This is a genomic window from Agathobaculum sp. NTUH-O15-33 (assembly GCF_033193315.1).
GTDB classification, from domain to species: Bacteria; Bacillota; Clostridia; order Oscillospirales; family Butyricicoccaceae; genus Agathobaculum; species Agathobaculum faecihominis_A.
The window spans coordinates 600393-615584 of the sequence record NZ_CP136187.1 but is presented as its reverse complement, the minus strand read 5'-3'; the positions used below and the strand labels follow the sequence as shown (position 1 = coordinate 615584).

Genomic DNA, 15192 nt, shown 5'->3' with positions numbered 1-15192 from the left:
CTTTTATGGGAAGTATCACCGCGCAGGCCTTATTTTAAACCAAATCGACCGCGTAAAAATCAGTTTTTCTCAATACGCAGCACCAGCGCCGTCCGGTCGTCGTCCGTGCCGCGTCCGCGCGCCTCGGTCACCAAATGGGCGGCCAGCTCCTTTGCGCCTTCGCTCGCGTGCTTTTGCAGGGTCTCCAGCACCCATCCGTCATCCACGCCGTCCGATACGCCGTCGGACAGCATCACGAACAGATCGCCATGGCCCAGACGCAGCGGCACGGTCTCGGAGTGTCCATCCTCCTCCGCCAAACCGATGGGCAGGGTCTTCGTATCCAGCTTGGTCCAGCGCCCACCGATCCGCAGGTAGGACGGCGCCGCGCCGCACTTGAGGCTTTCCGCTTTGCCGGTGAATAGGTCGACGGTCAAGGTGTCGAGCGTGATGAAGCGCATGCCCGCCGAGCGCAGACGAAACGCGGGAGATACCGCTTTCAGCGCGTCCACCGGCGTGATGCCTGCGCGGAGAAAGCGCTCCATCGAAGAAAGCAGGGTGCGGCTGTCCTGCGCGGCCGCCGCGCCCGTACCCATACCGTCCGCGAGCAAGAGGCAGGCCACGCCGTCGTCGGTCAGGAAATAACAGCCGCTGTCGCCCGAGACCGCGGAGCCTTCCTTTTGCTGCCGCCCCGCGCCCACGACCGCGCGAAAGGGCGCGCGCTCACGCATCACAAGACGCGTGCCAAGCTCGTCCTCCACCCTTTTGGGCGCGGTCAGGCCCACGCCGAGCAGCGCGGACAGGCCGGCCGAAAAGCCGCCGGACTGCTTTTCCACATCGCCGATGCCCTCGCCGTACAGTTCAACCACCATGCGCCCGCTCGCGTCGCGCAGCACGCTCACCCGGTCGATCCAGCCGAAGGCGGCGGCATAGCGGCGTACCTGCCGCTCCCGCATGGGCTGGGCGGTGTAGTCCTGCGTCGCTTCGGCGCTCACTTGGCGCAGGATATCCGTGATGCCCGCGTATTGCCGCGCCAGCAGGTTCTGGTTTTCCGCTTCCTGCTGCTTTAGGCTTTGCCGTTCTCGCAGGGCAAACAGCGCGCTGTTGATCGCGCGCATCAATTCGGGCAGGCGCACGCAGCGCGAGGCGAAATGATAGGGAAAATCCGAAAGCTCGGCCCGGCCCCGTTTGAGCATGGGCTGGGTCACATCGTTTAAAGCGGCAAGCGTGGTCACATAATCGCGCTGCCAGCACTGCGAACAAAGCACGCAATTTTTGCATACCCGGTCGCTCGCACGGTCAAATACCGCATGTACATTCTGGTCGCCCGCCGCTTTTCCGGCGGATACGCCGGTGAGCATGGCGAGATAAAGCTCGTAAAACGCCTGCGCCACCTCGCTCGCGCACTGTCCCGCTGAACGGCGCACGCGCTTTTGCGCGGCCTCGCCCAGCAGCGTATCAGGCAGCAGCGTTTGCCGCAGCGCGTTCCAGACAAAGCTTGGCAGAGCGGCGAAAAACGCCACCGCGCAGATCAATTCAATCAGCATGGGCACAAACAGCACGCTGTCCGCGCCCAGCATCGCGGCGCAGATTCCCGCGCCCAGCGCGGTCAGCGCATACGGGGCGCGGCCGTTTTCGCGGAACAGGCCCGCAACCAGCGCGCACAGTCCGTAGCAGCAGGTAAACAGCGCCCCCTGCCCAACCGACAAATCCATTGCCGCGCCAAAGGCCACGCCCGCCGCCGCGCCGCTCGCCGGGCCGCCGAGGTAGCCGGCCGCCAGCACCGTAAGCAGCGCCAGCACCCGCGCCGGCGCAAGTAAGCTGAAAAAGTCCAGATCAGCCAGCGAGAGCAGCACGGTCGCGGTCAGCGCCAGCAATGTGGCCGGCCTTCGCCAATCGCTTTCTTCGCGCGGCGGCGATAGCGCCACACCGTACGCCCAGCACGCGGCGAAGGTAAGCCCCTGCGCGGCCACGAAAGTAAAGATCGCCGCCGTGTTGAGCGCCTGCCCGACAGGCAGGAACACAAAGGTGCACGCCGCGCCCGCCAGCGCCGCCACCGTGGAGGCGAACCAGCGCTTTTGCACGCATTTTAATCCGCCGCACACATTGACCACGCATAATACGAGCAGCGCCGCCGCTGCGTATACCGCGCTGCGCGTGCCGCCTTGCAGCAGCATCGCGCCGAAGAACACGCCGCCGATCGCGGAAAGCCCTGCCCCGCGCACCATCAGCGCGGCGGCCATGGCCAGTCCGAAAGGGGCATATCCGCCGAGCACGGTGCCGCGCGAGAGTACCGCGCAGAGCGCGAACCGTTCTATTCCGCGCAGCAAGAAGCGCAGCCGTTCCTCTGAAAAAGCCTGCGCGAAGAGCGCCGCCGCCCGCCCCACTGCCTGCGGCGCCGATCGTTTGGTTTTCTGCTTGTCCATGTTCGTGATGCCTCCCTTGTTTTTCCAGTATAGCGCGGCAGCGGCGCGTTCTTTGCCGGAAAATGGAAGCGGAAATGACAATATTCCTGTTTTTTACTGGACACGAAATATTTTTTATGCACCTTTTCAAATAAGGTTTGACAAGCGGCAATCGACTATGTTATAGTGTACTCACGTCCAAATGTATCAATCAACTCACCTCGCGGTAAGTCATTGACCGATTTGATGATTTCCGGAGCGTGAGTTTTTTTAATGGCACGAGGATCGAATTTTTTTAGGAGGTATCTGAGATTATGACAGGTACGGTAAAATGGTTTAACGCTGAAAAGGGCTTTGGCTTCATCCAGAACGACGACGGCAGCGACGATCTGTTCGTTCACTTCTCCGCCATCCAGTCCGATGGTTACAAGTCCCTGAACGAAGGCCAGCGCGTTTCGTTCGAGTCCGAGGTTGATCCCAAGAACAGCAGCAAGATGCGCGCTGTCAACGTTATCCCGGAATAAGTTGACTTATAAAAAGAACGCCCATGGGACGTTCTTTTTTATTGCACTTTTATGACAAAAAAGGCTGCGGTCAGATGACCGCGGCCTTTTTTATCGGCAGCTTTTCACTGCACAGATCCAGAAACAGCCGCATCAGCGGACTGATCCACTTGTTTTTATGGTGCGCGCAAACAGCCGTGATGGTCGCATCCGACAGATCGATCGGAATTTCTACCAGCGCGCCGCTTTCCAGCTCTTCCCGCACCGTGAAGGCGGGCAGGAAAGAAACGCCGACATCATTTTTGACAAGGTTTTTGATGGTGGGAATGCTCCACAATTCAATGGTGTGGTCGAGGATGATGGACTTTTCCCGCAGGTATTGCTCAAACAGCTGCCTGAAGATACAGTTTGGCTCGTTGATGATAAACGGGACCGGCACGACCCGGTCCGGCGTAACAAAATCCGGGAAACCGCGTTTCACTTCGGGCGAAGCCACCAGAATAAGCGGATAACCGCCCAAGGTCTGCGTCGTGAGGCCCGAGCCAAAGCCGCCGACATCCTCGTAAAAAACGCCGATATCCAGCGTGCCCGCAAAAAGCTCATTGCGGATATCATAGCAGTTCATAGAGCGCAAAAACAAGCGGGCCTTGGGCGCTCGCCTATGAAATTCTTTCAGGATCGCGGGGAATTGGTAGCACAGCATGGTTTCGGCGATACCGATCCTAATATCCCCTTGGCATTGCGCTATATCATCCTCAAAAAAGCGCAGTTTGTCAACGGATTGCAGAATCTCATCAACGTAGGGCACCAGATGCTCGCCCGCTTTTGTCAGGACCATTTTGCGCCCGATCTTTTCAAAAAGATTTGCGGATAATTCCTGCTCGAGCCGTCCGATCTGAAAGGTGATGGTGGATTGCGTGTAGTTTAACTTTTCCGCGGCCTTGCAGAATCCGCCTTCGCTTACGATCGTGCGGAAGGTATGTAAGTATTTCAGATCCATGTTTTCTCCTCAATAATTCAGTTTTATCGAATCGTTATTTTGAATATTTCAATTTTACAAAACCTTTTCTTGTGTGTATTATATAGGAAAGCAGGGCGGGATGCAATCCGAAATACCGAAAGGACGATCGACACGATGCGGGATAACGAGAAAACAAAGGGAATTTTTCAGGCGATCATCATTGTGGCAGCAGCCTGCCTAGTCCACGGCGTGATGCAGGGCGTTCATGATAATTATGGGATCATGATGAACGGACTGCTCCCGGTAACGGGCGTGGATTACGCGGGCGTCAGCCTGTGCATTGGCGCGGGGGCCTTGGTATATGGATTCGCGCAGCCCTTTCTCGGCATGTTGGCGCTAAAAAAATCCAACACCTTTGTGATCCTTCTCGGCATCTTATTCACCGTGACCGGCCTTGCCGTCACGCCCTTATGCCGAGGCCTACCCTCGCTTTTTATTTTCTTCGGCTTGGTTTTACCGTTTGGAACAACGGGGCTATGCTTTGGTATCGTGATGGGCGCGATCACGCCGATCCTTGGAGAACGCCGTGCGGCCGTTGTTTCCGGTATCGTGCAGGCAAGCGCCGGCATTGGGGATGCGCTGATGTCCCCCGGCCTCGAAACCCTTATTTCCAAATTTGGTATCCATACCGCCATGACTGTTACCGCGCTCCCCTTCCTCACGATGGTCCCCGTCGCCCTTTGGCTTGCCAGAACGAATCAGGCGACTGCGATACAGCCGAAAGACGAAAGCCTGCGCGATCGGTCGCTCTCTTCTATTTTAAAGGAAGCGCTTCAAGATCGGGACTACCGCTTGATCGCCATCGGTTTTTCCACCTGCGGCTTCAATATGTCGATCATAGAAAGTCACTTGTTTTCACAATACCTGTCCTATGGCATCCCCGGGAAAACGGCTTCTCTTACCCTGACTGTTTACGGGGTCGCCACGATGATAGGCGCTGTGGCCGTTGGTTTTCTCGGCACGAAATTTCGTATGAAAAATATTCTTGGCTGCGTCTATGCCGCAAGAGTCTTTATTTCTTTAGGTTTTTTAATTTTGCCAAAGACGGTTCCCTTTGCCTTTGTCGCCACAGCGCTGCTTGGCATGAGCGGCGACGCCACCGTGCCGCCCACCTCCGGTATTATCACCCGCAAATTCGGGGCCGATCAAATGGCCATCCTATACGGTTTCACCTTGATCGGACATCAGATCGGCGCGTTTGTAAGCTCCTATCTCGGGGGTGTGCTCGTCAAAGCGGGGTTGGGCTATATGCCGCTATGGGCGGTGAATATGCTGTTGGCGGCCGTCGCGGCGGCCGCAAGCTTCGCCATTGGCGCGGGCAAACGCTCGGCGGCGCGGCCCGGTTCTGACTATGCAAACACTCCCTTATAACGCCAGCCTTTCGGACAATTTGTCAAGGACACAGTGCGGTTTTTATTTTGTATCAGTATCACGCTTAATTAGCCGCATGATTTTGTCGCTCATGGTTTCCTTACGGCAAGCGATTTGTTCGGGGGTAAGTATGTGCTGCTTGGTCGAGAAAGGTATAGACCTCAATGCTGACCTCCATGGGCAGAGCTTGTCCGTTTATTTGTATGGTGATTTCCATAACCGTTCCTCCATTTAGATTTTTTTGTCTGAATGGGGGCGGTGGGGAACGGCAATGCAGCACCATGAACGCAAAAATGCCCGACTTAAATAACTTCAATCGGGCATTGACATAACTATTCTTTTGTGTGTTTGGGCAATAAGAAGCTAAGGTATCACAGGCGGATTGTGGTGTTATACTCCTTTTTTAGTTTTATTGGTTTTGAAAGCATCAAAAAACATGACAATCCTCTTTCTTTTTGTTGTTAACTTGGAAAGCGGGCTATTTTTCTATTCCTACAGTATCAACTTTCCATTCACTATCAAGCCTTATCAGTTCCATTGATACATAAGAAACGGAATCATCTCCCTTTAGCTTAAACTCATAAGCAGCGTGAATTTTGTCCTTATCCTTTATATCATCAAGGCTCCATTTCAAAATCATGTAGTCAATGTCTTTGAATAAATCATGCGTTGTGTCAATTGTTAGGCTTTCCGTAGCATATTGCAACAGCTCATCTGTATTGCCGCTTAGATATGCTTTAGCTGCCTTGTAAGCCGTGGACTGAAATTTCACACCGTCTGGACTGTTAAGAAATTCTGACTCTGTTTTATATTTCATATCTCTTTGCGAATTGCTTTGCACATCTGTGTTGGCATCCAACTTAATTGATATTTCTTCTATAAAGCTAATAAAGCTTTCCAGAGTTTCTGTCCTTGCAAACAAATTTTCATCTTCCATAATCGCTTGGGCTGAATCTCGGTAAAAGGTTTCGGCGTATGGGTTTTTACCATCATCAAAATTAAAAATAATTTGTTCTACATTTTCAATTAAAGAGAACATAATAATTGCATTTTGTTTTAGTGGTGTTTGATTGAGTTCCCCTGTGTAAAAGTTTCTCGTGTCGGTGTCAGTCTCAAAGTCCACAGTGATGCTATAAGGCGGCTCTGATGTATGAAGTTCAATTCCATTGTATTTTAATTTTTCGGGGAAGCTAAGACCTAAGATAATATTTCCTACAGCTACATTATTGCCTACATACTCTGTGCGATTTTCCCATAATTGTTCAATTGACTGATTTCCCGTTTGTGTTGATGCCGGTTCTGATTTAGAATTGCTCATTAATCCTACAACAACGCAGACAACCGCTATAACTGCAATGATAGACACCCACAGCATCGGTCTTTTATACTGCATGACATTTTTTACCCTTTCTTTTGTATCGCCCTCGCCAAAGGCGAGAGGTGTGGCAGCAATAATTTTTCTGCCTGTCGCAAAACGCAGTAAGGACTTGGAGTATTCCGCACGAATATCAGTATCCATTTCCCTCATCACAGCCTCATCACATGACATTTCCATATCCTTACCCGATAAAACAAAGGCAAGCCATACAAGGGGGTTAAGCCAGTGGATAGTGAGAGCGATAAATCCGAGGATCCTTGCAATATGGTCAAATCGCTTTATATGGTAGTTTTCGTGTGCAATGATAAATGCCTGTTCAGTTTTAGCCATTGAAGATGGCAAATATATGTTAGGTTTAATAAATCCCATGACAAAGGGGGAGCTAATGTGGTCTGCAAGATAAATATTACCTCGCAGCGGTGTTGCACCAACAAGTTTTCGCTTTAACCTCACAAATTGTATAATGCTATAAATTAGCATTATCAGCATACCAAATACCCAAATGGTACTTCCAACAAGTACCCACACCTGCAAAGGATTAATGCTCTCACCCATATTGTTTGCAACGGGCAGTATCGGATTTACGATGCTATCGACTATATTTATCCCTGTATCAATTTGTGGCTCGGTGCTATACATAATATCCTGTGGAATGGGGGTTTTGTTAATAGGCAGCAAGCCAATCGCACTTTCAAATGAAAACGGACAAATAAGCCGAAACAAAACAACTATCCATAGAGCATAAGAAAAAGTTTTGGGAGCTTTTTTCAGTAGAAGCCTTACCAGAAGCACAACGAGTATTACAAGGCTTGCCGTTATGCTCATGTTCAGCACAGATAAGAATAATCCATCTAACATGGCTACACCTCCCTGCGTTCATCAATAAACTTTTGTATTTCCTCTATCTCATTATCGGACAGTTTTTTTCGTCTGGCAAAGGAAGCTAAAAACTTCGGGAGCGATCCAGAGAAAGTTTCCTCAACAAACTTTTCACTTTGTGCAGAAATAAAATCCGCCTTTGAAACAAGAGAAGTAACCTTTCCTTTTTCATTTTGGAACATACCTCGTTGACAAAGCCGCCGCAAAATCGTGTATGTAGTTGACCGGTTCCAACTAAGTTCCTTTTCTGCAAGTTTTACAAGTTCTCCCGATGGTAGCGGCTCATTCTTCCAAATAATATCTGCAAACCGCATCTCAACTTCGCCTAATTTGTATTCAATCATTACTGTACCTCCTTTTGTTTACAAGCAGTAAACTCTATTATTAGTTTACTGCTTGTAAACACATTTGTCAATAGATTTTGATTCATTCTTTAGATAGGGAACACTGGGCGATACACGCTTGCCCTCCAGCATACGGGATTTGAAAATCGCCTGTATTTTCCGACTGGAAGCTTTGGCGTACCACTCGTTCATGATATTCAAAAAGGGAGTAAAATCGTTATCGCCCTGCTTGTCACTGTCGATATCGTTATTGATGGCGATAAAGCGCACACCCTTGTCCTTGAACAAAACGTCGGTGTAAAGACCAACTTTCAGATAATCTCGTCCAAATCGGCTCATGTCCTTGACGATGATGGTCGCAACCGTTCCTGCCTCCACTTCGGCAATCATGGCTTGGAAACCTTTGCGGTCAAAGGTCGTGCCGCTTACGCCATCGTCTGTGAAATGGCGAATGTTAGTAAAATTGTTTCGCTTGGCGTAGTTCTCTAAAAACGCTTTTTGGTTGATAATGCTGTTGCTTTCCCCTTGTGATTCATCGTCACGGCTCAAACGCTCGTACAATGCGGTAATTCTCGTTGCTTGTGCGGTCATAGTGCCATCTCCTACATACCCTTAGATTTTCTTTAGTTTTGTGCGGATTTCTCCGTCCTCTAATTACTAATCCTTTTTGTGTTATGCTATAATAGAACAAAAGGAGGGCGGCGCTATGCAAACCTATCGGACCGCGCAGGTGGCAAAAATGATCGGTATCCATCCCAATACCGTGCGGCTTTATGAGGAGCTGGGCTTAGTCCCGCGCGCACGGCGGCTTGCAAACGGCTACCGCGTATTTACGGAGCAGCATATCGCGCAGTTCCGGCTCGCCCGCCTTGCTTTTCGGGTCGAGGTGCTGCAAAACGGGCTGCGCAAAAAGATCGTCCGCACAGTCAAGACCGCGGCGGCGGGCGATTTTGACGCCGCCATCCGGCTGACCGACGACTATATCGCGCAGGTGCGGCAGGAGCGGCAAAACGCGGAGGAGGCCATCCGCATCGTGCGGCTTTTGCTAGCCGGCGAACCCGCGGAAAGCGGCGCGCTCCAAAACCGGCAAGCGGTCTCACGCGCGCTCGGCATTTCGGTGGACACCTTGCGAAATTGGGAAATGAACGGACTGTTGACGGTGAAACGGCGGGAAAACGGCTTCCGCGTTTATACGGGCGAGGATATCCGCCGGTTAAAGATCATCCGCTCGCTGCGGTGCGCCAACTACTCGCTGGAGGCAATCCTGCGACTGCTGCACGAATTGTCGAGCGATCCGCACACCGATATCCACGCGGCGCTCAACACGCCGAGGGTGGACGATGACATTATCGCCGTCTGCGACAAGCTGCTCCTTTCCCTGCAAGCGGCGGAACAAAACGCCCGTGCCATGCGGAACCTGCTGCGCGAGATGAAAAGTCAATATTCCTAAGTCTCCACTTTACCACCAGCCCTTTGGCCGGTGGTATTCTTTTGTTACCAAAACAAAAGGAGGTTTTTTTATGGAATATGCGATCTGCGCGCGGCAGCTGTCCAAATCTTACGGCGGCGTGCACGCCGTGCGCGCGCTCGACCTATCGGTTCCGCGCGGCGCCATATTCGGTCTGCTGGGCGCAAACGGCGCGGGCAAGACCACGGCCATGGAGTGCATGCTGGGGACCAGACGGCCGGACGGCGGGACCGTGCGCATTTTAGGGCAAGAGCCGCGAACAAACAGGAAGCAGCTGTTTCAGCGTGTGGGCGTGCAGTTTCAGGAGGGCAACTATCAGGAACGGATCACCGTGCGCGAGCTGTGTGAGGTCACGGCTTCGCTCTACCGCGCGCCCGCGGATTACCGCGCCCTGCTCGCGCGGTTCGGCATCGCCGAAAAGAGCGGCAGTTTCGTTCAGGCGCTGTCCGGCGGCCAGCGGCAGCGGCTGTTTATCGTGCTTGCCCTATTGCCCGACCCCGAGGTGGTCTTTCTGGACGAACTGACGACCGGACTTGATCCCCACGCCCGGCGCGAGGTGTGGAAAGCCCTTGCCGCGCTCAAGGAGCAGGGGCTCACCATTCTGCTCACCTCACATTTCATGGACGAGGTGCAAGCGCTTTGCGACAGCATTTGCATCTTAAAGCAGGGGCAAAGCATTTTTTGCGGCACCGTCGCGGAGGCGATCGCCGCCAGTCCCTACGAACGCTTTGAGGACGCTTATCTTTGGTACACAGAGGAGGAACAGCCTGATGAAAACGTTTCGCACGATGTTTAAAACCGAGCTGGAAGCTCTCCCTGCGGGGAATGGACATGTTTATTTTCGCCATCTGCATGCCGCTCATCGTATTGACCGTTCTGGGGGTGATTTACGGCGGCAGACCCGCGTATCCGGGCGCGGACCATACCTTTTTAGACAGTTCCTTCGGCGCGCTCGCGGCGATCTCCATTTGCGCCGGCGGCGTAATGGGTCTGCCGCTGGTGGTATCGGATTATCGCAGCCGTAAGATTCTCAAGCGTTTTCAGGTAACGCCCGTCAGTCCCGCGCTGATCCTGCTGGTGCAGGTCGCGATCTATACGCTGTATGCCGTCGCTTCGCTGCTGCTTCTTTGGCTGGCCGGCACGGCCTTTTTCGGGCTGCGCATCCACGGTTCGCTACCGCAGTTCTTCTGCGGCTATGCGCTGGTGCTGCTTTCCATGTTCAGTATCGGCATGCTGGTGGGCGGCGTAGCGCCCAATGAAAAAACGGCGAGCGTTCTCGCCAGTATTCTTTACTTCCCCATGCTGATTTTTTCCGGCGCCACGCTTCCCTACGAAGTCATGCCCGCGGCGCTGCAAAGGGCGGCGGATCTTTTGCCGCTGACGCAGGGTATAAAGCTGCTCAAGGCCGCGTCCCTTGGCCTGCCCGCGGAAAGCGTGCTGTTGCCGGTCCTCCTCATGGCCTGCATCGCGGTCGTTTGTATCGCGGCCGCCCTCCGTTTTTTCCGCTGGGAATAAGCAAAGCGCCGCACAGCCGTTTTTCACGGCGGTGCGGCGCTTTGGGTTCTCGGTCATATTACAGCATCCATTTGGCTAACACATCCATCAAACGATCGATATCGATCGGCTTTGCGATGTGATCGTTCATGCCGACGCTGCGCGCCATGCCCACATCGGTTATGAAGGCATTGGCTGTGAGGGCGAGGATCGGTATGGTTTTCGCATCGGGCCGGTCCATCGCACGGATCGCGGCGGTGGCGTCATAGCCGCCCAAGACCGGCATTTGGATGTCCATCAGTATCGCGCTGTACGCGCCGGGCGCGGAATCCCGGAACCGTTCCACGGCGCTTTGCCCGTTTTCCACGCTGTCGATCCGAAGGCCCTGCATTTCCAGCAGCTCGGTCGCGATCTCGCGATTCAGCTCATTATCCTCGGCCAGCAGCACCTGCTTGTCCTTTAAGGCGGGATATTTTTCGGCGGGCTCGGCGCCCGCGCTTTCTGTGCGGTTCACCGAGCAAAACAGCTGGAGCACATGCAGCATCTTGGACTTAAACAGCGGCTTGGTGATAAAGGCGTCCGCCCCGGCGCGCAGAAATTCCTCTTCAATATTCGAGTAGTCATAGGCGGAGATGATGATGATCGGCACATCCTCCCCAAGGTGCTGCCGAATGGCTTTTAGCGTCTCCAGTCCGTCCATCTCCGGCATTTTCCAATCCAGTATCACGGCGAAGAAATCATCCGCGCTCGCATGCGCGTCCACCACGCGCTCAACGGCTTCCGCGCCGGACAGCACCCAATAACCGCGCATGCCCAGTTCCTGCAGCAGCGCCGCCGCGCTTTCGCAAACGATTTGATCGTCGTCCACCACCAATACCGGCAGGCCGGACAATTCGCCCTCGTACGCTTCCTCCTGCTCGCTCAGCTCCAACGGTACGGAGACCGTAAACTCACTGCCCACGCCCGGCTCGCTCTTGACATCGATTGTACCGTTCATCATACGCACGATGTTTTCCGTGATGGCCATGCCGAGCCCCGTGCCCTGGATCTTGCTGATGCGGGAATCCTCCGCGCGCGAAAACGGTTCAAAGATATGCGGGATATAGTCCTCCGCCATGCCGATACCGGTATCGCTGAAAACAAACTCGTACTGGCCCTTATTCGGGATCGCCGAGGGACGTTCATGGATCATCAGCCGGATCGAGCCGCCTTCGGACGTATATTTGATCGCGTTGGAGAGCAGGTTGGTGAATACCTGCTGCAAACGGTCGCCATCGGTGATGACCTTTTCATGCCGTACCTGACTGACATTGACCTGAAATTCCAGTTTTTTCTCCATGCTCATCGGCCTGCACATGTCGACCACGTTCTGGATCAGATCGGGCAGATCGACCTCCTCGGGGATCAGATCGATCTTGCCGCTTTCGATTTTGGACATATCCAAAACCTCGTTGATCAGGCTGAGCAGATGCTTGCTGGAAACATTGATCTTTTCCAAGCAATCGCGCACCTTGTCGGGCACGGACAGATTCAGCTGCGCGATGGCCGTCATGCCCATAATGGCGTTCATCGGCGTGCGGATATCGTGGGACATGGAGGATAAGAAATTCGTTTTGGCGTCATTGGCGACGCGGGCGGCCTGATAAGCTTCCTCGAGCGCCTTTCGCTGCCGCGACTGCTCGAGCCGTTCCCGGGTCACATCGATGCTGACGCTGTAATAGGACGAAATGCCATCCCAGCTGTTTTCACCGCCTACGTAGCACAGCGTGATCATTAATATTCTGGTTTCGCCGCTATGTGTAATCACGCGGATCTCCATGATCTCGCTTTCCCCGGTCTCTTTGATTGTCTGCATCAGGGCATGCATGCGCGTCAGATCGTCGGGATGTATATAAGTACACTGCGCGTGCAGTTCCTGTTCAAATTGCTCTTTGGTGTAGCCGATCAGCTGCAAAAAACCGGCGCCATACCAAAGGATCGTGCGCCGGTCGGATGCATCCACGCGGGCAAAGCCGCCCGGAATCGTCCGGATCAGCGCTTCCCGCTCCCGGTCCTTTTTGGCAAGCTTGTACTCCGTGCTGTACATATCATGCGACAGCTCAATGCGTGCGCGGCGGCCGTTCCAGTCGATCACGCGGTTTTTAATCATAAAGGTACGCTCTAAAACGGGGTTGAAAAACTCCCATTCGTATACCTCTTCCTCGCAGATGCGGTCGTTGGTGCAGAAGGGGCAGGGCGAGGTCCTGCCTTGAATCACTTCATAGCATTTTCTTCCTAATACAGCTTCCGGCCGTGTACGCAGGGTGTCGCAGGCATTTTTATTCAGGTAAAGCAGTTCGTAGTTTTCCATGTCGCTGACATACACGTTGCCCACGTATTCATCCATCATCCACTGGAAATTCCGCGTTCTGGCCTGATATTTTTGTTCCAGCTCCTGTTGATGCCCCGTATCGCAATGGTGATCCATTCTCAATTCTCCTTACCCGCAACGGTATGCCCCGCTAAACATTTATATCTATTATATCGGACCTTTCGGCCAAAAGCAATATGTTAGCCTTACATTTTGCTCCCATACCATTTTAATCTTTTTTCTGTTTCTCCAACGAATGAACGCGGTTGCCGCCTCATTCCGGTTGTGATATAATAGCCGCAAAGCGGCTATTATATCCAAATTAAATGAATTATACCACCGGCGGTGCTATAATACGGGCAGGAAGCAGGAGGAAAACGCCGTATGAAAAAGCGGAATATTTTAAAAAGCAAGACCTTTCTTTACTTGACCGAGTTTTTTTCGGGCATGTCGGTCATGGCAGTCGAACTGGGCGCGAGCCGGCTGCTCGCCCCCTATTTCAGTTCCTCGCAGATTGTTTGGACCATCATTATCGGCACGATCATGATCGCCATGGCGCTTGGCAACGTCTGGGGCGGCCGCAGCGCGGATAAAAACCCCGATCCCGACCGGCTGTACCGCCGCATCCTCTTCGCCGGCATCTGGATCGCGTGTATCCCGCTCGTCGGCACATTCGTCATCGCGGGCATCTCGGTCGTGATGGCGGTGTTCGTGCGGCAGCAGTTCCTCATCTTCGCGGCCTTCGCGGCCTGCCTGTGTCTGTTCGTTTTTCCGCTGCTGCTGCTCGGCACGGTAACGCCTTCGCTCGCCAAATACACGATGGACAACTTGGAGGACAACGGCCGCACCGTCGGCACGCTGAACGCCTTGAACACCATCGGCAGCATCATCGGCACCTTTACCCCCACCTTCATCACCATCCCCGCCGTCGGTACCGCGATCACCTTTTTGATCTTCGCGGGCATCCTGCTGGCGCTGTGCGTTGTCTATTTTCTATCCGCCGGGGTGAAAAAAGGGCTGTGCCTTTTAACGGCGCTGGTTTTCGCCTTTAGCTGCGCTGCCGCGCCGCGCGTCCGTCTGGCTTTCTGGCAGGACGGCGTGCTGAGCGAAAGCGAATCCATCTACAACTACCTGCAAGTGCGCGAGACCGACCGCGCCGTTATTCTGTCCACCAACGTGATGGCGGGCGTACAGTCGGTCAAAATGAAAGAGGGCGGCTTGACCGGCATGTATTACGATTACGCGCTTGCCGCCCCGCTGATGACGGGCGCGGCGGCGGACGCGCCGCTCGATCTGCTCATTCTCGGCATGGGAACCGGCACATACGCCACCCAGTGCGCGCGCTACTTTCCCCAGATACAAACCGAGGGCGTGGAGATTGACCAGCAGATCACCGATCTGGCGCACGAATACTTCGATCTATCCGCCGACATCCCCGTCACCACCTACGATGGCCGCGCCTTTCTGGCGCAGACCGATCAGCGGTACGATGTGATCATGATCGACGCTTATCAGGATATCACCATTCCGTTTCAAATGTCCTCTGTCGAGTTTTTTGAGCAGTTGAAGGACCATTTAAAACCTAGCGGCGTTATCGTGGTCAATATGAATATGTATTCCGAACAGGCAAACTCCATCAACGAGTACCTGTCCGACACGATCGCTTCGGTTTTTCCCCACGTATACACCGCCGAAGTGGAGAACAACACCAACTGCGAGCTGTTCGCTTCGATGGACGTGGACTGCGCCGCCAATCTGACGGCCGCTCTTTCGCGCCTGCCGGACGGCGAGCTGCGGCAAATGATGCGAACCGTTTCCGCGCAGCTTACGCCTTACGCCTCCGGCGGCCGCCTGCTGACGGACGACAAGGCCCCGGTCGAAATGCTCGGCATGAAGGCGATCGATGAGATCATCGGCGGAGAGCTCGATCATTACCGCCGCATTTTTGAGACGGACGGCCTCGGCGGCCTGATCGGCGCCTTTACCGGCTGACAAAACAA

General features: G+C 53.8%; 11 protein-coding genes and 1 pseudogene. 6 read left to right on the top strand and 6 right to left on the bottom strand.

The features are described 5' to 3' along the window. Positions 1-59: 59 nt before the first annotated feature. Complete coding sequence (locus RWV98_RS03200; RefSeq protein ID WP_280962505.1) at positions 60-2405, bottom strand: SpoIIE family protein phosphatase; 2346 nt, start codon at positions 2403-2405, stop codon at positions 60-62. A 290-nt stretch (positions 2406-2695) separates the two neighbouring features. Here RWV98_RS03200 and RWV98_RS03195 point away from each other — a divergent pair, with 290 nt between their 5' ends. Beyond that, positions 2696-2908, top strand: a complete 213-nt coding sequence (locus RWV98_RS03195) for a cold-shock protein (protein WP_317865674.1) — start codon at positions 2696-2698, stop codon at positions 2906-2908. Between the two features lie 70 nt (positions 2909-2978). Here the strand turns inward: RWV98_RS03195 and RWV98_RS03190 are convergent, their stop codons facing one another. After that, on the bottom strand, positions 2979-3887 hold the full coding sequence (locus RWV98_RS03190) for a LysR family transcriptional regulator (RefSeq protein WP_317863742.1): 909 nt from the start codon (positions 3885-3887) through the stop codon (positions 2979-2981). A gap of 135 nt (positions 3888-4022) precedes the next feature. On the opposite strand from RWV98_RS03190, the gene RWV98_RS03185 reads away from it, so the two are divergent. Further along, a complete protein-coding gene (locus RWV98_RS03185; RefSeq protein WP_317863740.1) occupies positions 4023-5279 on the top strand; it encodes an MFS transporter in 1257 nt (418 codons plus the stop codon). A 478-nt stretch (positions 5280-5757) separates the two neighbouring features. On the opposite strand, the gene RWV98_RS03180 is transcribed toward RWV98_RS03185, so the two are convergent. The 3 genes from RWV98_RS03180 to RWV98_RS03170 are packed head-to-tail and all read right to left on the bottom strand — an operon-like array spanning position 5758 to position 8471. Continuing rightward, positions 5758-7515, bottom strand: coding sequence for a M56 family metallopeptidase (locus tag RWV98_RS03180; protein ID WP_317863738.1), 1758 nt, complete (start codon positions 7513-7515; stop codon positions 5758-5760). Positions 7516-7517: 2 nt separating this feature from the next. Next, the gene (locus tag RWV98_RS03175; protein ID WP_280962500.1) at positions 7518-7880 is read right to left on the bottom strand and encodes a BlaI/MecI/CopY family transcriptional regulator; all 363 of its coding nucleotides are present in this window, start codon (positions 7878-7880) and stop codon (positions 7518-7520) included. Positions 7881-7925: 45 nt separating this feature from the next. Continuing rightward, complete coding sequence (locus RWV98_RS03170; RefSeq protein WP_442872093.1) at positions 7926-8471, bottom strand: recombinase family protein; 546 nt, start codon at positions 8469-8471, stop codon at positions 7926-7928. Positions 8472-8586: 115 nt separating this feature from the next. Here RWV98_RS03170 and RWV98_RS03165 point away from each other — a divergent pair, with 115 nt between their 5' ends. The 3 genes and pseudogenes from RWV98_RS03165 to RWV98_RS03155 all read left to right on the top strand — a co-directional run bounded on the left by RWV98_RS03165 (position 8587) and on the right by RWV98_RS03155 (position 10863). Beyond that, positions 8587-9330 (top strand): MerR family transcriptional regulator, encoded by a 744-nt coding sequence (locus RWV98_RS03165; RefSeq protein ID WP_317863736.1) that lies wholly within the window; start codon positions 8587-8589, stop codon positions 9328-9330. A 70-nt stretch (positions 9331-9400) separates the two neighbouring features. After that, positions 9401-10144: an ABC transporter ATP-binding protein gene (locus RWV98_RS03160; protein ID WP_317863734.1), complete on the top strand. Its 744-nt coding sequence runs from the start codon at positions 9401-9403 to the stop codon at positions 10142-10144. After that, positions 10119-10863: pseudogene (locus tag RWV98_RS03155) on the top strand (ABC transporter permease). Before RWV98_RS03160 ends, RWV98_RS03155 begins: the two are co-directional and overlap by 26 nt. Positions 10864-10921: 58 nt before the next feature. On the opposite strand, the gene RWV98_RS03150 reads toward RWV98_RS03155, so the two are convergent. Next, the gene (locus RWV98_RS03150; protein ID WP_317863732.1) at positions 10922-13309 is read right to left on the bottom strand and encodes a PAS domain-containing hybrid sensor histidine kinase/response regulator; all 2388 of its coding nucleotides are present in this window, start codon (positions 13307-13309) and stop codon (positions 10922-10924) included. A 267-nt stretch (positions 13310-13576) separates the two neighbouring features. On the opposite strand from RWV98_RS03150, the gene RWV98_RS03145 reads away from it, so the two are divergent. Beyond that, positions 13577-15184 (top strand): spermidine synthase, encoded by a 1608-nt coding sequence (locus RWV98_RS03145; protein WP_317863730.1) that lies wholly within the window; start codon positions 13577-13579, stop codon positions 15182-15184. Positions 15185-15192 lie beyond the last annotated feature (8 nt).